Consider the following 20,346-nt stretch of genomic DNA (forward strand, 5'->3'; position numbering starts at 1 on the left):
ATTTTCTCAAGCTATCCTTGCCGGGGCAGCACGCATACCAGAGAAGCTTTTCAGAATTTTTGGATAAACAATGATTTCAACAACATAGGCAAATGCCACCATTGCCACCATTGCCGCCATATAGGCCGAAAACTCAAGCGTCTTGTTTTTCATGAATTCAAAATAATGCGCGTTCGCCACAAAATAATAATGACTTATATAAACCACATAGGAGATGGGTGCAAAGAAAAGAAACGGCTTCACGATTTTGTCGAACCCTATCCAGCCCGATGCCTTCCACAAAATGGCTGTGGTCACGATCATCAGGGCTGAAAAATGGTCCCTCATTTCCAGCAGCGGATGGACGCCGGGTCCGGGCAGGGCTCCGACCATCGATGCGCGGTAAGCGCCAAAACCGCACACCAGCAAAACCGCAAAAACGCCAGACAAGGGCATGGCGAGTGTTCTTAAACTGATCACTTCCCTGTTTATATACTTGTTCGACAGCACGACGCCCAGCCACCAGATACTCATGTACATCAGCAGCCTTGGCACAAACACGGGAAAGTACAAATAGATGATGGCTGAAACGATTGACAAGCCCATCACCAGTCCGTCCTTCCCGCGATTGGAAGCAACATGCTTTTGCACCTGGAAATAAACCATGTAAAACCACCACTCGTATGACAGCGACCATAAAGGCGAGTTGTGCATATACGGGTCAACGACGACATTGGGCTTGAGGTCGCTGATGTCCTGCAGCATCATCAGGTTCAGCAATAACTCCCGGGGATGCGCATTGACGATTTCACCAGCGCCATAGCATTCCATGGCATAGCCCAAGGCCATGACAATCAGGAGCGGTATATAAATACGCGTGGCGCGCTTGAAAAAATAGGTGCGGAAGGTTTTGTCTTTGCCCTTGACAAATGAATAATTGATGACGAACCCGGACAGCAGAAAAAACAAGATAACGGCTTCTTCGCCAAACCTGAAAAGAAAGGCGATATTGAGCCCAAACAGCATGACGCTGTTTGATACTGAATGGTGAATAACGACATACAGCGCGGCCAGGCCTCTTAATGCATCAAGTTTTTCTAGTTTTGACATGGCGTTTACCAGGAAGCCTCAGGGAATGTCTGCACAAGCCGTTTGCCTGAACGGCTGGGCGCATGGCGGCATGCGCGCTTACACCTGCTCGACAGCGTGTCCGTGGGCTTCGGTCAGGCCCTGCTCAAACCGCTGCAGCACGGATTCACGGTCAATTTGCTGCACGGCGTGCTGCCTGCCGGCCTGGCCCAGCTGTTCGCGCCATGCGCGATTCGCTGCCAGTTCAAGAACTGCGCTGGTCATGGCGGCCGGGTCTTCAGGCGGTACCACGATGCCGCACAGCTGAACCACGTTGGCAAGCTCCGTGCCGGCAAGCGCAGTCGCCACCACCGGCCGGGCGCTGGCCAGCATCCCGGTCAGCTTGCTGGGCATGACCAGGTCGGCTGCGCCCGCCCGTTGGGGCATGAGATGGATGTCGGCCATGGCCAACAGATCGGGCAGCCGCGCAGCAGGCTGCAGGTCCATGAAGCGCACATTGGCAATGCCTTCGCATTGCGCCACCAGCTCAGCCCTGCCCACGCCGTTGCCGCAAAAGACAAACCACAGCCGGTCGTGGCCATGGCGCTGTTCGGCGCACGATTTCGCCACCTGGGCCATGATTTCCAGGCCCTGCTTGCGCCCCATGTTGCCTGAATAGAGCGCCACCACTGCGCCCGGCGGAATGCCCAGTTCATCGCGGTAAGCCTGTCCGCTGGCAGAAATGAACGAGCCCACATCGACCCAGTTGGGAAACGCCACCAGCCGCTGGGCATCGACGCCCTTGGACAGCGCGCGCTCCAGCATCCGCTGCGACACCGTCGATACCACATCGAAACGCCGCATCAGCCAGTGCTCGGCGGCAAGCACCACGCGCTTGAGCGTCTTGCCCTTGAGCAAGCCCAAGTCGAATGCCGCATCGACTTCGTAATCGGAAATGTGCAGCCAGGCGCGCGCCCCCGACAGCCGCGCCACCGCCCAGGCCGTGGGCGCGCAAAACAGCGGCGGCTCCACCACCCACACGGCATCGGGCAGCCACAGCATCTGGCGCAGCATCACTGGCAAGCTGCTCAGCGCAAAGCTGGCCAGGTGCAGCACGCGCTTGATGCCTCCCGGACGCGCCGGCACCCATAAGGGGCATCGCCACACATCTGCACCTTGCCAGCGCTCGCGCCGCCATGACCTGCCTGAGTAGCCGGCGCTGACCTTCCAGTCCGGGTAATACGGCGGCGCCGTGACCACCCGCACCTCATGGCCGCGCGCCGCCAGCCAGGCGGTCATCTCGCCGGTGTACTTGCCGATGCCCGTAAGTTCGGGCGCGAAATTGATGCAGTAGATAAGGATTTTCACAGGCAGGGACGACGATCGTCGCGGTTAGAGTCTGTTAAAAAACGAAGCTCAATTCAAGCGTCAATAAATACGCTGGCGGAATCAGCTGGAAACCGTAGCCTGGTGTGTCTCATTCTTCATGCTGGGTTCAAGCGCCTTCATTTCACGCACCTTCAGGACAATCATGTATTCATAGATGGAGCGCAGCAAGGCATAGGTAAACCCGGCCCGGCCATCGAGAAAACCGCGTTTGAAGATGTACAAAAGCACAAACATCAATACCGGCCGCAGCGGTGCCCGGTAATACATTTCTTTCTGGTGAAATCGCCGTTCATTGATGCTTTTTGAAAAAAACGCCTTCCAGACGCTAAAGCTGGCGCGGCTGTTGGTGTTGAGGACGATCTGGGCCGCCTCCGATGAACTGGCGCGGTTGTGCCTGTCAAACCAGTTGCTCATGCCCTTGCTGAAAGGAAAATGATTGAAATGCTCGTTGATTTCACCAACCGGGCCATCAACGACGGTTATTGAATTGACCAGTCGCTCGTAATGCACTTTTTCATGCAGAAAAAGCCGGATATTGAAAGGCGATGGCGTCACATGCTTGATCCAGGTGCCCAGGAAGTGGTCATGCCGGTGAATCCGGAACGCGACAGCATCTCCGGGCGATGCAATGGCCGATTCGACCGCCTTGACCAGCGCGGGCGTCATGCGTTCATCGGCATCAATCAGGTAAATCCATGGGTGCTTAAACTGAATGGTTTGCAGCGCCCAGTTGCGGTGTCCGGCCTCGTCGCCGCCATAAGGCAGTTTGTTGTCGCCATAACTGCGCTCGATGACATGGGCGCCAAACTGCCTGGCAATCGCCACGGTGGCATCGGTGCTGCCCGAATCGAACACATGAATATCGTCCGACCACGCAACACTTTGCAGGCAGGCCAGGATGTCAAGCTGTTCATTCTTGGTATGGACAAGGATGGAGATGGCGGGCATTGAAAACTCCTCTAGTGGTGAAATGCGCCGACTCGGTTGGCGCGGCAAATACTGTGGGCATTCAAGCCAAGCGGCCTGAACCCTGCCTGTGCGGCGGTTTTTGCAGTGTTCAGATGACGGCGCGGGACGGAAAAACGTCCGGCTGTGCGGACATGTCGTTCCAGTTGATGAAGGAAACGTGCCGCTTGCGTGCTTGCTCTGCAAAAGCCAGGCAGGCCAGCCGTTCCTGGTTTCGCCAGGCTTCACTGTGCCGCGGGCTTCCCGGATGAAAACCCACTTCCAGCACACCGCTCAGGGGCCGCGCCAGTATTTTCTCGATCCATTGGGGATCGTTGGCGTTCGTGCCCATGAAGAAATGCGGCGTCGTCACGAAATGATGCATGATTCTTCGCCGCCAGAAGGCGCCCATCCAGTAGGTTGGGCTGTTGAAGGGTTTGACGGTGTACTGGTTCTGCACATTCCTGACCTTGGAAATGCCGTACCGGGGAAGCGTTTTGGCCAGCGCCGCGACAAAGGGCTTGAACTTGTGCAGGTGGCCATGCGAATCCACATGGCTGATCGGGATGCCACTGTCAACGACACGTTCGATTTGCGCAGAAATTTCTGTGCATATCTGCTCGACTGGAATGCGTCCCAAAAGCGCCATCAGCCGCAATTGGTGCGAAGGGCGAAAAGCCCCGTCGTTGCCGACCAGCGCAGGAATCAGGCGGGAATCGGCAATGGGCGATTCCACTGTGTCGCGGACAAATGTCAAATGAACGCCGAAGGCATGCTGGGGATTTTCCCGGGCGAACCTGAAGGCCAGCTCCGTGGCCGGCATCTTCGGCATGATCGTGGCGCTGGTGAGCGCGCCCGCCCTGAAGCAGTCAATGGTTGCCAGGGTGCTGTCTTGGTCGTAGCCAAAATCATCGGCATTGACAATGATGGCCTGCAAGGGTTTTGCCATGGGGTTCCTGATGTTTTGATTGCAATACGCTGAGCTGCCTTCATGCGTCAATCACGGGTCGTTGACGCACCGCCACGGCAGGATTGCCTTTGTAGATGGTCCAGGCTTGCAGGTGATCGAAGGCAACGCCCCTGGCCGCCAGAATCGCGCCGTCTCCTGCAACCACGCCTGGCCCCACAAACGCATCGGCGCAAATCCAGGCACGCCGCCCAATCGTGATGGGTTGCGCGGTCAGCGGAAATTCCGGCGTCCGGAAATCATGGGTGCCGGTGCACAGGTAGCTTCCCTGGGAAACGTTGGCATGCTCGCCCAGCTTGATGGGGGCAATGTTGTAGCACCTGACACCCGGCCCCAGCGAGCCGTAGTCCTCGATGGTCAGGTTCCAGGGCGCCCAGATGTCCACGTTCGGGTAAACCGCCGCCCGCCACGACACCCTGGCGCCAAACAGGCGCAACACCAGCACCCGCCAGCGGTGCAAAGGCGGCGGCGTCCAGCGGGCGGCCAACAGCCAGGCCAGCTTCCACGCCACCCTTTTCACCCTGTTTTTCAAGGTGAAGGTGGGGCCGCTGTAACCTTTTCGATGCGGGATGACATCAAACTGGCCCGCTTCGGGGGTGGCGCGCAAAGGCTTGGAAGACATCAGCATCACGCATGCTCCATGACAATTTCCACCAGCCGCTCGGCCGCGCGCTGGATGTGGAACCGCCGCGCAAAACATTGGCTGGCCCGTTCGGCCATTTGCGCATACGCCGGGGCATCGAGCGCCAGCCATCGCCGCAGGCTGCGCTCGGTGCCCGCCACGGTGTCTTCGTCGATAAAGCCGGCGTCATCCGATTCGATTTCACGCCAGATGTTGACCTGGTTGCTGATCAGGACAGGCTTGCCGCAGGCCAGGGCCTCGGCCACCACGATGCCAAAATTTTCCTGGTGTGAAGGCAGGCAAAACAGTTCGGCCGCATAAAAGGCGCCCCATTTGTCGTCGCCCTGCAGCATGCCGGGCCAGCTGATGCGGTCGGCAATGCCCAGTTTTTCTGCCTGTGCCTTCAGGTCGGCCGTCCAGCCGGTCTGGTCGGGTCCGGCCATGACCAGGTGCAGGCGTTCGTCCCGGTCGGCCACCCGGGCAAAGGCGTCAACCAGCAGGTCACAGCCCTTTTTTTCATGGATACGGCTCAGGAACAGGGCAATCCGCTTGCCTTGCAAATGCGGGTGGTTTGCCAGGAACTTTTGCGCCAGTTCGCGGCCATTGGCCGGCGGGGTGGACGTGCCAAAAGCAGTCACCGCCTCCTTGACGCGGTACAGCCAGAAAGACTGCCGTGCCAGCAGCCGCTCTTCCTCACAGGTGAAAATCACCGCCCGCGCATCGCGCAATACGCGGTATTCGCCCCAGGGCCAGTAGAGCCACTTTTTGAGGTGCTTGAGCGGATAGGTGCGCTTGAACCAGGGGTCCAGCATGCCGTGCGAAAAAACAAAATACGGCACCTTGCTTTCCGCCAGCGCCTGCTGCACGGCCAGGCCGTTGTATTGCCACAGGCCATTGACAATCACGGCGTCAAAGCGCGTGGCATTGCGGCGCAGCCAGGGCACCAGGCTGGGCGTGTAGGCATAACCCAGATGCGAAGGCCCGAGCGCATGCACCGTCGGCATGCCGTCTGCCGCATGGTCGGGCGCATCGGGGGCGTCGCAGCAGACAATTTCCACGCTCACGCCCAATTCCTTCAAGGGCTCGCAAAGCTGCCTGACGCTTTCAATCGGACCGCCGTCCCGGGGATTCGTGGAAGAGATGACCTGAAGGAGTTTCATGGGAGGGCGGCGCCAGGCGAATGGCGCGGAAAGATTCAAAAAGGGCACGGTTGGCCTAATTTCAGCAAGGCAGGCGGCTTATGACGCTACAAAATCAATAGCTGTTGATGCCCGCCACTGTTGCGTGAAAGGCGATTTTTGCTTTGAAAAAAGGTGTTTTGGCTTGTCTAGCATGCCAATGGCACCACGCCACATTGGCGCGAATGAGGCAGCCAATGGTTTATGCTACTGAATTCATAGCTACTTGCGAATGCCAGACGTGCGCAAGAGGCCTATTTGATGCTTAAATTTTGTGGGCTGGCGAAAACGAAGACGCTCTGCAAAAAGCTCAAGCCCGGGTTTTTCCAAGCGCTTGCCGATAAATTCGCTCATAGGCATTGAGCGTTTGCTCGGCATCGAACTGGGCGACCTGCCGGTAGCCCAATTGCCGGCGGCTGCTGGTTTCATCAAGCGTGACCTGGAGTATTTCCACCACGCGGGCAGCGGCTTGTTCGGCCCATGCTTGGGCACCATGCGCGGGCATGGCAGGAATGTAGAACGCGGCATCGCCGCCCACTTCCGTCATGGGCGCCTCGCCAGTGGTCAGCACTGGGCAGCCACAGGCCATGGCCTCGGCAATCGGCCAGCCAAAGCCTTCGGCCAAGCTGGGAAACACCATCAAGCGCGCCGCCGAATACGCAGCGCAAACCTGTTTGTTCGACAGACCGGAAACAAACCGGACCTTGCCTTTTCCCTCCACGCGCTGGGCCAGCGCTTTCAAGTCGGCCGTGGGTTCGGTTCCCACCAGCCACAGCGGCAAGGGATTTTGGGCTTGCCGCGCATAGGCGTGATAAATCTCCAGCACGCCTTGGCGATTTTTGTACCATTCGTTTCCACCCACATGAAGCAGGAAGCCCTGCGGCGGCGGCACCAGCCCGGCAGGCAGCAGTTCAGCCAGCGCTTCGGCCGCGCTCATGCGCCGAAACGGATAGTTCAGCCCGTTGTAAATCACCTCCGACACGTCAGGCTGGTGCGGCAAAAAACGCTGCAACTGGCGGCGCGTGTTGTCGGACACTGACACAAAATAGCTTCCCTGGCTGAACCCGCGCCGGATCAGCGCCTGGTATTGGCGCCCGGCCCAGCCTGTCGGGTTTTGCGCAAACTCTCCCAGCGCCGAGCGCAGCGCCATGAAGTCATGCACATGGATCACATGCGGCCTGCACGCCACCAGGGGAACCCACGGCCCCAAGGCCTGGTCGCCAAAAACGAACAAGGTATCGGCCGCAAGCCGGCGAAGGCGCCAGCGCACCTGCAGCGGAAAAAGCATGAACTGGTCAATGTAGCCCAGCCACTTTTTCAGGCGCGCCGGTGCGGGAAAACTGTAGGCCAGAGGCCTGGCCGTCCAGGTATCGACTTCATGGCCCCGTGCCCGCATGCCTTCGGCAATCATTTTTGCAAAGCGCGGCATGCTTTGTGAGTTGAGAAAATCAGGATGGACGAACTGAACAATATGCATGGTCTATTTCACAATTCATCTTCACAGGCAAAACTAGCGAAAATCCGCAGCAAGGCTTGTTGGTTGCAATAATTGAATTGATCGCGTTTGCAATTCCGACATAAGGACCGCTCGGCACATATCTTCATGGCCGCGCTGGGACACCCTGACCCGCGTCATGCCGGCGCTGCGAACTGACTCACGCCATGCATCGTCGTCAAGAAGCCGGCGGCATTGCCTGGCGCATTCTTCTGCGTTGCTCCAAAACACTGCTTCGACGCCATCGACGTAAAGTTCCATATGCTCGCTTGTGCGTTCAGCACATAGAACGCCTCCTGCATAGGGAATCTCCATGGAACGGGTGGTATGCAAATCACGGTTGCCTTTGGACAGCATGCCCAAGCACACTTTGGCACCCTGAATGGCTGCAACGTAATCACGCCCGCCGAGATTTCCGCCCCGATAGCAAGTCTTGATTTGGTCCCAAAGGGGAGACTTTTCCCAGCGTTGGCCCCAAATGGCAATCGGTATTCCGCGCTTCAGCAAATCAAGCGCAAACTGGTCACGCCCCTCACCTCGCATCCAGGTTCCAATAAATGCAACTTCGGAGCAGAATTTGGACGGAATCTCAAGCAACTCCTTGTACGGAGCATGCATGACTTCGTCATAGCTTCGCCACAAGCAAACAACATTTTGCGCTCCACGGCTTTGATATTCTTTGATATTCTCATGGCGAACAACAACACACAGATCGTAAAGCGGAAGTGATTTTAATAGCGAGTCAAAGCGGCGACCATCCCGTTTTCCAGTTGGATCGTCGTGGTTATAAGAAATCAGCTTTGCGCCTGTCTGTGACAGCAGCTTGACTGCATTAAAACCAAGCAGTTCACCACTGTCAATCCACACAACATCAGGCGACTTAATGACGGCCAGATGAATCAGATTTTCAATCCATTGAGTGACATCGGACTGAAGCAGTCGATAACCACTGCGGTAGTGCAAGATACCCAGAATTTTTCCGTCTATCTTGTCTTTGAATTCAGCATAAGGATCCAGAATGCGTACCGCATGGCCCAACCTTGAAAGAGCATCAGCGCGGTGCCTGCTGGTGGATCCAGGCAGTTTGCAGCCTATATAAATAATGTTCAAAACAACCCCAAAAAATTTTATCAACAATACACCAAGCAGTGCATCAGTATCTGGCCAGTCTTTGTTCAGGGTTAAAAATAAAAATTATAAAACTTGCAATTAACCGAGAAAAATAGAATGCCAGAAGATATATTAAAATATTTTGCGGAAAAGTCCGGAACAAGAAAAATACCGGAGCAAAATAGGAATCGCCCGCTGAAATATAATAAAGCGCGATAAGCTGCATAAGAATGACAGGACTCATGATAATCATGTTATCTTTTAGCAGGGTAAGCGAATGCGCTGCAATAAAAGTAAATAAAAACATTGGAATGACAACGAGATAGGAAATTACACCCATGAGTGCAAATCCATGTGCCACCGATGATCCAAGCTTGTAATTATTAATGCCTATATCCGTGCCGTACTGTGCTGCATAAAGTACATCACCTATTGAAAACCTAAGATTCTCTTTATCCAGATTAGAGCCAAAAAATCTTAACATTGGCGTAGGAAATAATGAAATCAAAGTTTGCCGGGTAATATCCCAAATAAAATCGACCCGCTGACCTTCGCGTACGACACGAAGAGAAAGCATATTGTCCGTAAATTTGGTAACTACCAGACGACCAATAAACGGGTTTGAAATATATTTTTCATCATAATCACTCAGGTCAGCAATGTTGTCTTGATATTTCAGATATGCCTTTAATTCTTTTTTATTTTGAAAGGCATCAAAGGTCTTGGATATCAACTGAACAGCCGTGCTATGGTCCCGTTCAGAACGCACGACAAGCATGGCAATGGCGACATCTGAAATTATGGAACTTCCCAGAATAAACACCGCAGCGCCAGCCATTAATAATTTGCGGGCCATTTTGGTGAACACAAACTGCCCCAACAAAAACAACACAAGCATCACCAGACAAAGGTTTGTTATAGGTCCGGCAAATCCACCCCGGGTGTTTGCGGAAATTCCAACAACAATCAGAATGACAAAGTAAGGAAGCAGGAATTTATAACTACTTTTGATTGAAACATATTTTTCGTCATTTGGAAAAATATATGGCAATGCAGGCAAAAGGAAAGGCGCAAAAGCCAGGTAGCTGAATCCCGGTATGAATTTTGCCGAAGCATCACCAAATTTCACACTTTGATTAAAGTCTATGGATAAAACCATGGCAGTCAGACCAATGCCCCCCATTATCCAGACTTGCAGTGGAAACGGCGACCTCATCAAACCAAGCGGAACAAATACAATTGAATTAACAATCTTGCTAATTCTAGAAAATATACCGATATTTATAAAACACGTTAAAGCAATAAGCAAACCGATTTGAAATAATATCAAAGCTGGAAATGTATATTCGGGAACTTTCAGCCCGTCCGTTAATGAATTTAAGCTTAATGTCTGCGCTACAAGCGCGCCACTCAATGTAGCCACATTAAAACCAACCACTATCAAGCTGGGAAGTGCTGCAAGCCGGAAGGCACTGGCGCGAATCACTGTGCCAACAGTTATCAAGGAAGCAAAATAAACTGCCAGCACACAAGCAGTATTCGTCAAGTCTCCATTAATAACCAATTGCATCAGAACGCAAATTGTCATGATGTAAAAATTATACTCACGCAAGCTTTTACAAGCTTTTAGTGAGCGAGCATAAGGGTCAGAAGTGACTTCCGGATAATTACTCCAATTCGCAACATTAGCTTTAGTCATGTTTGTTATTCAGTTTTTTAATATTGTTCGACAACTCGGCCGTCGTTGCATGTCCTTTTACAGGTTTGAATTTGAATATTGGGTATGCAGCAATGCAACTCACAGGAGATATACCCAGCGGGATACCTTGCCAAGTCAACATCGCCTGTTGAAATTTACCTGTGCCAATTTGACGAATGAAATGCGAAAATCGGGGTGAAAAAAAATGGACTGTCCAATGTCGCTTGAGCACCTTTAGCAGCAAAGGATCCACTTTTTTGGCAAGAATCTGAAGGATTGAATTAACTTGTGAATATATTGAATTGTTTTTTTCTGAAAGACTTGAATCCTGCATTTCATGTATCCGCTCAAAAACGAGTTCTTCATTCTGCAAACATATTCCAAACATGCCCGCCACGCGCTGCCAGGCTTCATAGTCGCCCGCCGAAGGATATTTCGGATCAAATCCGCCGGCCTGCAGCACCATGCGGGGACGGCATGCTGCCCGGCAAATATTGCCCACCATGTTGCCAAACGTGGCAAATGCCAAGACTGATGCGGCGGGCTCAAGCCTTGACGGCAGCAGGCCTTCCCATTCCAGCTGTCCGCCTTTTGAATAGCGAACTTCATCCCCCACCGCCCAGCAGCGGCTGACGGCGCAGTCGGGGCGTTCTTCCATGAAGCGTGCAATGCGTTCGAGCGACCCGCTCAGCAAGGTGTCGTCGTGGCCCAGGATTTTTGCAATTGGCGCGCGCGCCTGGGCCAGCAGAAAGTTCAGGTTGCCCATGATGCCAAGATTCACCGGCTGCTCATGTACCCGGATGCGGGGGTCGGACAAGGTGCGCAAATAATCACGCGTTCCGTCCTTCGAGCCGTTGTCGCTGATCACAAGTTCCCAGTCCTGGCAATCTTGGGCCAAAACCGAATCCACGGCTTCGGCAATATAAAGAATGCCGTTGTAAACAGGAATAAGCACTGAAATTCGCATGACTCGTCACTCCAGACAGGAAAGATGATCAACTGATGCCGCCTACGGCCTTGTCCCGTCGTTTTCGCAATAACCGGGGTAAAAATCGAGACGCTTGCGCTGCTGCCGCCTCGCGGGCAATGGAAGGCAGTTGCGACCAATAGCTGATCAATATGAAAACCTGGGTGATCAATGCCAGCAGCAGGCACACACCGGCCTGTTTTTGAAACACGATGATCGAACCCATCCCGGCGGCGGCAACGACCAGCGACAGGGAAGCATTGGCAAAAGCCGAAGTCGGCCAGTGCATTACCACACTGGCAAGCCATTTTTTTGCCGCGCGCACATACAAGAACAAGGTGCTGGCTTCTCCTGCCAGCAGGGCCAGCGCCGCGCCCCTGACCCCCATGAGCGGAACCAGCATGTAGATGGCGCCCACCGTGATGACCGTCGCAATGGTGGAAATCACGACTTGCTCGCGGATCAGGTTGTTTCCGTTCACCACGGCGATGGCGGGCTGCACCAGGGCATACACCAGGACAGCCAGCGAAAGCAAGGCAAACAAAACCGGATCGAATTCGATCTTGCCCTGGGTCCAAAGCGGAAACAGCGTGGGCGCGAGGTATTGAACCACCAGCACGGCGGGCACCAGCACCACACACAGCATCAGCCAGATGACCGAAAACGCGCTTTCGGTTCGCGGCTGGTCGCGATTGACCAAAAATGACATCAGTTCGGGCATCAAGGGCGCGGTGATGGTTCCGACGCCCTGCAAGGCCAGGTTTGCGCCGGTGCGCATGGTCGAAAACGCAATCATCTGGGCCATGCCAGACAAAGGCAGCAAGATGAAACGCACCCCTTGCTGCCGGAGAATCTCCAGTCCAGATTGAGCGCCCAGTGCAAGCGATGCATAAAATCTTGAAAATCCCTTGGCCATTTCCAGCCGGGTGGAGATCAGTTTTTCTTGCCGCGCTATTCGATAAAGAATGACCGCCAGCGTGCTGTGACAGATGAAAGTAACAATGCAAGTGGCAACGGTAGTGGCCACAAGGCCGGCGCCAAAATGGACAGCTGCCACGGACGCGGCAGTGGACACGATGGCAAACAAAACCCCGCTCCAGGCTGACAAGGGGAAATGGCCGAAGGGATTGAGCACCCGGCCTAGCAGGCCGGTAAAGGTGATGGTGAGAACCCAGGTGGCGCAGGTCAGTAAAAGCGCGGTTTCAAAAGGCTGGACGCTGGCTGCATGGATTCCCACCCACTGGCTGATGGTTCCGGAAAGCGTGAAGGCACAAATAATGGTGAAGGTGATGATGGAGACGATAAACGCCACCACCATGCCGGTAGAAAATACCGCCGCCATTTCATCGCGCTTTTGCGGGCCTATTTTCAGGAATTCATTGCCCAGATAATTGTGATGCGCAATGTCGAATATCGTCAAAAAACTGACAATGCTCTGCACCAAAAGCCACGCCCCGTAGGTTTCAACCGACCAGTAATGCAGATAAATGGGTACCGCGATGATCTGGCTGAAAATTGTCACCGCTATCCGCATCCATGACGCAAGGCTTCCGGAAACGACTCTTTTGACAACTGACATGAGCGCTTTCGCTGGTTGCTGCAACAGTCTGACGGCCCAAAAGCAAGCCTGGCGAACCGTTGCAGGTTTTATGGAAACCCTGGCTTTTTATTCTTGCCACCGGACTTCAGACCCTCCGGGAAATTGATCAGACGTTACCGGCTTGGGATGCATGGGTGCCGTTCAGGTGGTGGTTCATTGCCGCGCCCGGTGTGACATCCCTTAACCAGGGAGAGGCAAATTCACTGATTGATTGCTTCTTTTCCTTCACGGCGATCGGAAGGTTGAGGCCTGATTCAGTTTTGCAGTAATCAGCGTAAGCCAGTGCCAAACCTGCTTCGAGTTCAACCTTCGGGCGCCAGCCCAGGTTCTTGAGCTTTGATGACTCCAGCAGCTTGCGGGGCGGTCCATCGGGTTTGCTATTGTCAAAATCGATATGGCCGGTGTAGCCCACGACCTTTGCCACCGCGAACGCCAGGGTCGATATGCTTATATCGCTGCCGAATCCGATGTTGATGTGGCTTTGCGTGGGTTGCGTATGCGCGTCATAGGTCGCCTTGTCAATGTCCATGATGTGCACGCTGGCGGCGGCCATGTCTCCCACGTAGAGAAACTCGCGCAGAGGCGTTCCTGAACCCCAGATGGTCACGGCAGGGGTTTGGTGGAGTCTGGCTTCATGAAAGCGGCGGATCAGCGCGGGAATGACATGGCTGTTTTCAGGGTGGTAGTTGTCGCCAGGCCCGTACAGGTTGGTCGGCATGACGTTGCGGCAGTCCGTGCCATGGCTTTTGCCATATTGACGGTTGTAACTTTCACAAAGCTTGATGCCTGCAATCTTGGCAATGGCGTAAGGCTCGTTGGTAGGCTCCAGCTGGCCGCTCAGCAAGACGTTTTCCACCATGGGCTGCGGCGCCAGCCGGGGGTAGATGCAGCTGCTGCCCATGAATAGCATCTTTTTAACGCCGGCATGCCAGGCTTCGTGGATCACATTGGCTTCCATCATCAGGTTTTGATAGATGAACTGGGCAGGGTAGGTGTTGTTGGCATGAATTCCGCCCACCTTGCCTGCAGCCATGTAAACCTGGTCAATTTTTTCCCTGGCAAAAAAATCGCGGACGGCTTGCTGCTGGGTCAGGTCCAGTTCAGCCTTGGTACGGGTGACGATATTTTTTCGTCCCAGGGCCACCAGGTAGCGCAGGATGGCACTGCCGACCATGCCGCGATGGCCCGCCACAAAAATCCGGGGTTCGTTGAGCATGCTGGTTTACTCTGCGCTGACGGTCATGGGATAGCCGTGCGTTTTCAGCAACGCGTGGCGACGGGCATGGTCCAGGTCGTGGGCCACCATTTCTTCAATCAACTGGTCCAGGGTAATTTCCGGCACCCATCCCAGGGTGTCTCTGGCTTTGCCGGCGTCGCCCAGCAGGGTTTCGACTTCCGTGGGCCGGAAGTAGCGTGGCTCGATCTTGACGATGACGTCGCCTATGGCCAATGCCGGGGCTTTGTCGCCGCTGATGGCCTGGACCATGCCGACCTCGTTCAGGCCGCGCCCTTCAAAGGCCAGGGTGATGCCCAGTTGCGCCGCGCTGCGCGTGATGAAGTCGCGCACATTGACCTGCTGCCCCGTGGCAATCACGAAGTCTTCCGGGTGGTCTTGCTGCAGCATGAGCCACTGCATGCGAACGTAGTCTTTCGCATGGCCCCAGTCGCGCAGTGCGTCGATATTGCCCATGTAGAGACAGTTCTCCAGCCCCAGCGCGATGTTGGCCAAGCTGCGCGTGACTTTTCGGGTGACGAAGGTCTCGCCGCGCCGCGGGCTTTCGTGGTTGAACAAAATGCCGTTGCAGGCGTACAGGCCATAGGCTTCGCGGTAATTGATGGTGATCCAGTAGGCATACAGCTTGGCCACTGCGTAGGGGCTGCGCGGGTAGAAGGGCGTGGTTTCCTTCTGCGGCGTTTCCTGCACCAGGCCGTACAGCTCGGAGGTGGACGCCTGGTAGAAGCGGGTTTTCTTTCCCAGCCCCAGAAGGCGAATGGCTTCGAGCAGCCGCAGCGTGCCCAAGGCATCGACGTCGGCGGTGTATTCGGGCAGCTCAAAACTCACCGCCACATGGCTTTGCGCGCCCAGGTTGTAGATTTCGTCTGGCTGGGTTTGCTGAACGATCCTGATCAGGTTGGTGCTGTCGCTCAGGTCGCCGTAATGCAATACAAAATTGCGGTTGTTGATGCACGGGTCCTGGTAGATATGGTCGACACGCGTGGTGTTGAACAGGCTGGCGCGCCGCTTGATGCCATGGACCACATAGCCTTTGGCCAGCAGGAATTCAGCAAGGTAGGAGCCATCCTGGCCGGTGATGCCGGTGATCAGGGCGACTTTTTGGGTGTTGTTGTTGTTCATGAGTGTCGCTTTGTGAGTGGGCAGGCATCAAGCCCGTTTTTTGCTCGGTTCAACCGGAATCACGCGGCCGTAGCTGTCTTCAAACCGCTCGATGTCGTCTTCGCCCAGGTAACTGCCGGACTGCACTTCGATCATTTCCAGCTGCGTCTTGCCGGGGTTATGCAGTCGGTGCAACTCGCCGATGGGAATGTAGGTGGACTGGTTTTCAGTCAGCAGGAATGTTTCGTCGCCACAGGTCACCTTCGCCGTGCCCTTGACGACGATCCAGTGCTCGGCCCGGTGGTAGTGCTTTTGCAGGCTCAGGGTCCCGCCGGGCTTGACGACAATGCGCTTGACCTGAAACCTTTCGCCGGTGTCGATGCTGTCGTACGAGCCCCAGGGACGCGACACCTTGCGGTGCATGGCGGCCTGCGGCGTGCGCCGCGCTTCGAGTTCAGCCACCACGATCTTCACGCTTTCGGCATGGTCGGCGGTGGCCACCAGCACTGCATCGGGCGTGTCGATGATGAGCAGGTCGTGGGTGCCCAGCGCCACCACCGGGCGGTAAGGGGCATGGATGTAGGTCTTGGTCGCCTCGATGGCCAGGCCCTGGCCGGCGACCCGGTTGCCATCCCCATCGGCCACGGTCATGTCGGCCACCGCATTCCAGCTGCCAACGTCACTCCAGGCACCGGCGAAAGGCACCACGGCAATGTTCGCGTGGTGCTCCATCACCGCGTAGTCAATGCTTTGCGCACGGCAGGCGGTAAAGGCCTGCGTCTGGGGGCGAATGAACGGTTCATCGGAAACGGCGGCGTCCATCGCCTTGCGGCAACTGGCCAAAATGTCTGGGGCATGCTGCCCGAGTGCTTCGAGCAGGGTAGCGGCCTTGCACAGGAAAATACCCGCGTTCCACAGCACATTGCCTTGCAGGATCAGGTTCTGGGCCTTTTCCACCACAGGCTTTTCAATGAAGCGTGCCACCGAGTAGCTGCTGTCGGAACGGAGTTCGCCCTGCTCGATGTAGCCGTACGCCGTGCTGGGATAGCTCGGCTTGACGCCAAAGGAAACAATGGCGCCCGAACTCGCCGCCGCCTTGCCTTGCTCCACCATGGCGGCAAAGGCCTGCGCGTCGGGTATGTGGTGGTCTGCCGGACAAAACAGCAGCCATTGACTGGGCTGCGCCTTCAATGCGGCCAGCGCCATGGCTGCCGCCGTGTTGCGCGCCACCGGCTCCAGAATCACCGCGCCGCTGACCCTGGCGGCCTGCATGGCCTCGACCACCAGGTAGCGGTGCTCTTCGGCGGCCACGCAAAGTACCTCGACGGCCGTGGCACCGCCCAGCTGGGCCACGCGCTCAAGCGTCAGCTGCAGCAGGCTCTTGTCGCCGATCAGGGGGACAAACTGCTTGGGAAATGATTTGCGGGACAGCGGCCAGAGGCGCGTGCCCGACCCGCCGCAAAGAATGACCGGCTGCACCATATGGTGATCAGCAGGCACTCCACTGAAATAGTGGGTTGACAGTTCAGGGGCTTGAAACATGGTGAGCACCTCAATACTGGTTGCTGGCATAACGGTGGTCGTTAAAGGCATAGCCCCGGCTGTACCGGCTCTTGCTCAGGGTGAGCCCGTTGAAAATCACGCCTTTGACCTGGGCGCCGTTCTGCGACAGGCGCTTGCCGGATTCGTGAAGTTCGCCCAGGCTGGTGACCTCGGCGTGGGCCACCAGGAACACGCCCCCCACCATGGGCGCCAGGATTGCCGCGTCCGACACCGCCAGCACAGGCGCCGAGCACACGATGACCATGTCGTAATACTTGGAGGCAAGCTGCAACAGCTGTTGGGTGGCGCCGGTCATCAGCAGTTCCGCCGGATTGGACGGGATGGATCCCGCCGCCAGGAAATCGACATTGGGCGCAATCTTGCGGTGCAGCGCGTCTTCCAGCTTTACATTGCCGCTCAGAACGTCACTGAATCCGCTGCCCTGTTCCAGTCCGAAGTATTGACGCAGGTGGCCTTTTCGGAGGTCGGCGTCAATGAGCAGCACTTTCTTGTTGGCCGCTCCCAGGACCGCCGCGAAGTTGCTGCTGATGAAGGACTTGCCGGTGCCTGCGGTCGGGCCGGTCACCAGCACGATCGGGCTGGTGGCATCGGCCATGGCGAACTGCAGCGAAGTACGCAGGCTGCGCAGGTTTTCAATGGCCGGCTCATCCGGAGACGTGATGGCCAAAATGTGCTGTCCGGTGGTCTTGCCGCCAATCCTGAGCTGCTGCCTGGCTTGCACCTTGCTAAACGGAATGGTTGAAAACACGCGCAGGCCCGCCTGCTGCTCGATGTCCGTCGGATGCCTGATGCCGTCGCGCATGCTGTTGCGCAAAAATGCAAGCAGCAGGCCCGTCAGCAGGCCCAGCATCCCGGCGATGGCCGTGATGTTCATGGGCAGTGGCCTGATGGGAACCTGGGGCACCGCCGCCATATCCACAATGCGTACATTGCCGACGCTGCCTTCCGTGACCAGCTGGAGTTGCTGCGAACTGTTGAGCAGGCTTGCATACAGTTCAGTGTCAACCTTCATATCGCGCGTCAGCCGCAGGAAGTCCTGCTCGACGGCTGGAAACGTCTTTATGCGGTTGTTGATCGCAGCGAGTTCCTTGGTAAGACCCTTGATCTGCACGTCGATGGTTTGAATGCTGGGGTGCTTTGGACCAAAACGCGCATCCAGGTCTGAGCGCTTTTGCTCCAGATCGAGCAATAACGTCTGAAGCTTGATGGATTGATCAAGCACTACCTTGGATTCGGTGTTCAGGTCAAAAGAGCCGTTGCGGTTGCGAAACTGGTTGAACTTGCTTTCGGACTGTTCGATCTTTGCGCGCAGTTGCGGCAAATTGGTTTTGAGGAAACCCAGCATTTTTTCAGCTTCGGCCACTTTGCGCGCTGCGTTCTGGCGAACGTACATCGAGCCGATTTCATTGAGGGTTTGCGCAATGACTTCAGGATCGTTGCCGGTCAGACTGGTAACAATGACACCCGATTGACGGCCCTGCTCAACGATCACGAGGGAACGCTGCAGCCTTTCAATGACAGCCAGTTGTGGAGACCGCACGAGGTTGAATTCAGCCCCTGGATTTCCCACGGCCGCGCTGACAAGCATCTGCCCCTTTTGTCCGCCCACGGTGAACGCAAGAGGCGTTCCAAAGCGGCCATTCGCCAGGGTTTCACCATTGGATGACACCAGGTCGTAGCCATCGCCGCTGAGTCGGACCACAAAGCGCTTGGCCTCAAACTTGGGCGGCACGACAAAACTCTCGACTTTCAGCGATTCGTTGCCGCTGACGTAACCCTTCATGCCCAGAAAACCTGGCTCGGAGGGCGATGTGGCCTCACGGGCCAGCCACTTGCCGACAAGGGGAATGTATTTGGGCCAAACGCTCAAATCGAGGTGAAGGCTTTGCACAGCCTGCCCGACGACCAAGCGAGAGCGAAGGATTTCCATCTCGGCCGATGCCGGCGACCTGATTTCAAACAGGTTGGCCGCCGCTCCCAGCGCGCTGGCCGTCGTGGCCGTGTTTTCCTTGGTTTCCTCAACCTGTATGAGTGCGTTGGCTTCATACACGGGCGTTGTAAGGACCGCATACGCACCACCGAGCAGCAGTGCCAGTGCAGTTACACCTGCAATCAACCAACGGTTGTCTGCCACCACGCCCATCAGGTCAAGCAGATTGGTCTCCGGGTCCTGGCGCAAGACGGACTGGGGAGGTGGAAGATTAAGCTGCTGGATGTACATCACGGACCTCGCTTTTTGAATCGGGCAGTGCTAGCCCAGTTACAGTAAAAACAGAATTTGCTTGACTAAGCAGAGACATTGCAAGTAGGGCGAAGATGAAGACACCTCAGCCATTGCAATGAAGAAATAACGGATTCAGAGCCAAAGAAAATAACTTGTTGCTCATTTTTTACAAAGCCAGCGGAGATAAAAACGTTCTGTGTGTTTTTAAATTAGATTTGAAAAATCTAATCACTCAAACGATTTGGCTGATCAAAATAATTAGCTGAAGGCTCAGTTTATTGGGGAGCAAAAACAATCGCGGGACACAACAATATTCGAGGTTGCTCAATTTATGGTTGTTTTTATTCCAGCGAATTACTTGGTATCCAGATGACCTGCAGCCTGATTTTTGATTAAAAAACTGAAAATGGATGGCTACCGCAGTGTTTTTGGCTTTTAAGGCCTAAAAACACTATTTTTTCTTCATCCCATGCACTGACTCAACCGACTTCAACCCCAACCAGCCTGCCAATGCAGACAGCGGAGTCCAGACAACGCTGTCCTCGCTATCTTTTCGAATGCAATGTTTATTGATCCAGCAGTTCGACCTGGTGATGTTCCAGATGCAGTTTCTTTTCTCGCCCCAGCAATTCGATCAGCAAAGTAACTCGCTTGCTGGAAACCGAATGGACCAATCCTTCAAGACCGCTCAAGCCGCAGTTTTTCAGGCGCACCTTGAGCCCTGGCTGAAAAGGACTGCTTTGCCCGGCATCAGCCTGGTTTTGTGCACTTTCCAGCGCCTTGAGCATGCGAAGCTCTTCGGGTTTCAACATGGCGGGCGTCACCCCGAACCGCAGTACAAAAGCAATGCCGCGTGTTGAACGCACCACCGAGATGGATTGCCCGGCATGGGCCGGCCTGAAAAATATATAACGGGGAAACATAGGCTGCCACACTTCAAGCAAGCCCTCCGGGGATTTCTTGAATGCTTTATATTGGCAAAGATATACTTCAAAGCCCTGAAGTTCCAGATTAATCCGGGCAAGCTGCTCGCGCTGGGGCTGGGTATAGGCAACATACCAGCCTTGCTCGTCCAAATCCATTTGGACAGGTTCGGGCGGTTCAGCACGTGACGGCGCGATATTCATTCCCTCAACTCCCTTGTTTAGTTTTTTCTGGTCTACCCGGAAAATTTTTATAACTGGCATCCGGCAGGTGCTTATTAC

General features: G+C 55.3%; 16 protein-coding genes. All 16 read right to left on the reverse strand.

The annotated features are described in order from the left end of the window. Positions 1-6: 6 nt before the first annotated feature. Positions 7-1,089 (reverse strand): acyltransferase family protein, encoded by a 1,083-nt coding sequence (locus ACP7AD_RS11775; protein ID WP_426147583.1) that lies wholly within the window; start codon positions 1,087-1,089, stop codon positions 7-9. A 78-nt stretch (positions 1,090-1,167) separates the two neighbouring features. Next, entirely contained in the window at positions 1,168-2,415 is a 1,248-nt protein-coding gene (locus ACP7AD_RS11780) for a glycosyltransferase WbuB (RefSeq protein ID WP_426147581.1), read from the reverse strand. A gap of 81 nt (positions 2,416-2,496) precedes the next feature. Next, positions 2,497-3,384, reverse strand: coding sequence for a glycosyltransferase family 2 protein (locus tag ACP7AD_RS11785; RefSeq protein WP_426147580.1), 888 nt, complete (start codon positions 3,382-3,384; stop codon positions 2,497-2,499). A gap of 109 nt (positions 3,385-3,493) precedes the next feature. Beyond that, positions 3,494-4,330 carry a carbohydrate deacetylase gene (locus ACP7AD_RS11790; protein WP_426147579.1) on the reverse strand — a complete coding sequence of 279 codons (837 nt, stop codon included), beginning with the start codon at positions 4,328-4,330 and terminating at the stop codon, positions 3,494-3,496. Between the two features lie 40 nt (positions 4,331-4,370). Further along, complete coding sequence (locus ACP7AD_RS11795) at positions 4,371-4,976, reverse strand: putative colanic acid biosynthesis acetyltransferase (RefSeq protein WP_426147577.1); 606 nt, start codon at positions 4,974-4,976, stop codon at positions 4,371-4,373. After that, positions 4,976-6,130 (reverse strand): glycosyltransferase, encoded by a 1,155-nt coding sequence (locus ACP7AD_RS11800; RefSeq protein ID WP_426147575.1) that lies wholly within the window; start codon positions 6,128-6,130, stop codon positions 4,976-4,978. Before ACP7AD_RS11800 ends, ACP7AD_RS11795 begins: the two co-directional genes overlap by 1 nt. 328 nt (positions 6,131-6,458) lie before the next feature. Beyond that, positions 6,459-7,625: a glycosyltransferase family 4 protein gene (locus ACP7AD_RS11805; RefSeq protein WP_426147574.1), complete on the reverse strand. Its 1,167-nt coding sequence runs from the start codon at positions 7,623-7,625 to the stop codon at positions 6,459-6,461. A 33-nt stretch (positions 7,626-7,658) separates the two neighbouring features. Continuing rightward, a complete protein-coding gene (locus ACP7AD_RS11810) occupies positions 7,659-8,753 on the reverse strand; it encodes a CgeB family protein (protein ID WP_426147573.1) in 1,095 nt (364 codons plus the stop codon). Between the two features lie 43 nt (positions 8,754-8,796). After that, positions 8,797-10,452: a hypothetical protein gene (locus tag ACP7AD_RS11815; protein WP_426147572.1), complete on the reverse strand. Its 1,656-nt coding sequence runs from the start codon at positions 10,450-10,452 to the stop codon at positions 8,797-8,799. Further along, positions 10,445-11,419 (reverse strand): glycosyltransferase family 2 protein, encoded by a 975-nt coding sequence (locus ACP7AD_RS11820; protein ID WP_426147571.1) that lies wholly within the window; start codon positions 11,417-11,419, stop codon positions 10,445-10,447. Before ACP7AD_RS11820 ends, ACP7AD_RS11815 begins: the two co-directional genes overlap by 8 nt. A 28-nt stretch (positions 11,420-11,447) precedes the next feature. Continuing rightward, positions 11,448-12,140, reverse strand: a complete 693-nt coding sequence (locus ACP7AD_RS11825) for a polysaccharide biosynthesis C-terminal domain-containing protein (protein ID WP_426166146.1) — start codon at positions 12,138-12,140, stop codon at positions 11,448-11,450. Between the two features lie 985 nt (positions 12,141-13,125). Continuing rightward, positions 13,126-14,235 carry a GDP-L-fucose synthase family protein gene (locus tag ACP7AD_RS11830; protein WP_426147570.1) on the reverse strand — a complete coding sequence of 370 codons (1,110 nt, stop codon included), beginning with the start codon at positions 14,233-14,235 and terminating at the stop codon, positions 13,126-13,128. Between the two features lie 6 nt (positions 14,236-14,241). After that, a complete protein-coding gene (gene gmd, locus ACP7AD_RS11835; RefSeq protein WP_426147569.1) occupies positions 14,242-15,375 on the reverse strand; it encodes a GDP-mannose 4,6-dehydratase in 1,134 nt (377 codons plus the stop codon). Between the two features lie 27 nt (positions 15,376-15,402). Further along, positions 15,403-16,836, reverse strand: coding sequence for a mannose-1-phosphate guanylyltransferase/mannose-6-phosphate isomerase (locus tag ACP7AD_RS11840; protein ID WP_426147665.1), 1,434 nt, complete (start codon positions 16,834-16,836; stop codon positions 15,403-15,405). Between the two features lie 70 nt (positions 16,837-16,906). Then, positions 16,907-19,138: a polysaccharide biosynthesis tyrosine autokinase gene (locus ACP7AD_RS11845; RefSeq protein WP_426147568.1), complete on the reverse strand. Its 2,232-nt coding sequence runs from the start codon at positions 19,136-19,138 to the stop codon at positions 16,907-16,909. Between the two features lie 569 nt (positions 19,139-19,707). Beyond that, positions 19,708-20,268: a transcription termination/antitermination protein NusG gene (nusG, locus tag ACP7AD_RS11850; protein ID WP_426147566.1), complete on the reverse strand. Its 561-nt coding sequence runs from the start codon at positions 20,266-20,268 to the stop codon at positions 19,708-19,710. Positions 20,269-20,346: the final 78 nt, after the last annotated feature.

It is taken from the genome of Polaromonas sp. DSP2-3-2b2, assembly GCF_049895905.1.
GTDB lineage: Bacteria > Pseudomonadota > Gammaproteobacteria > Burkholderiales > Burkholderiaceae_C > Polaromonas.

What these genes read in the sequence shown, in the direction of transcription:
- ACP7AD_RS11775 (WP_426147583.1), bottom strand. Translation starts at nt 1,089, where the DNA reads ATGTCAAAACTAGAAAAACTTGATGCATTAAGAGGCCTGGCCGCGCTG.
- ACP7AD_RS11785 (WP_426147580.1), bottom strand. Translation starts at nt 3,384, where the DNA reads ATGCCCGCCATCTCCATCCTTGTCCATACCAAGAATGAACAGCTTGAC.
- ACP7AD_RS11790 (WP_426147579.1), bottom strand. Translation starts at nt 4,330, where the DNA reads ATGGCAAAACCCTTGCAGGCCATCATTGTCAATGCCGATGATTTTGGC.
- ACP7AD_RS11795 (WP_426147577.1), bottom strand. Translation starts at nt 4,976, where the DNA reads ATGCTGATGTCTTCCAAGCCTTTGCGCGCCACCCCCGAAGCGGGCCAG.
- ACP7AD_RS11800 (WP_426147575.1), bottom strand. Translation starts at nt 6,130, where the DNA reads ATGAAACTCCTTCAGGTCATCTCTTCCACGAATCCCCGGGACGGCGGT.
- ACP7AD_RS11805 (WP_426147574.1), bottom strand. Translation starts at nt 7,625, where the DNA reads ATGCATATTGTTCAGTTCGTCCATCCTGATTTTCTCAACTCACAAAGC.
- ACP7AD_RS11815 (WP_426147572.1), bottom strand. Translation starts at nt 10,452, where the DNA reads ATGACTAAAGCTAATGTTGCGAATTGGAGTAATTATCCGGAAGTCACT.
- ACP7AD_RS11820 (WP_426147571.1), bottom strand. Translation starts at nt 11,419, where the DNA reads ATGCGAATTTCAGTGCTTATTCCTGTTTACAACGGCATTCTTTATATT.
- ACP7AD_RS11825 (WP_426166146.1), bottom strand. Translation starts at nt 12,140, where the DNA reads ATGCCCGAACTGATGTCATTTTTGGTCAATCGCGACCAGCCGCGAACC.
- ACP7AD_RS11830 (WP_426147570.1), bottom strand. Translation starts at nt 14,235, where the DNA reads ATGCTCAACGAACCCCGGATTTTTGTGGCGGGCCATCGCGGCATGGTC.
- gmd (WP_426147569.1), bottom strand. Translation starts at nt 15,375, where the DNA reads ATGAACAACAACAACACCCAAAAAGTCGCCCTGATCACCGGCATCACC.
- ACP7AD_RS11840 (WP_426147665.1), bottom strand. Translation starts at nt 16,836, where the DNA reads ATGGTGCAGCCGGTCATTCTTTGCGGCGGGTCGGGCACGCGCCTCTGG.
- ACP7AD_RS11845 (WP_426147568.1), bottom strand. Translation starts at nt 19,138, where the DNA reads ATGTACATCCAGCAGCTTAATCTTCCACCTCCCCAGTCCGTCTTGCGC.
- nusG (WP_426147566.1), bottom strand. Translation starts at nt 20,268, where the DNA reads ATGAATATCGCGCCGTCACGTGCTGAACCGCCCGAACCTGTCCAAATG.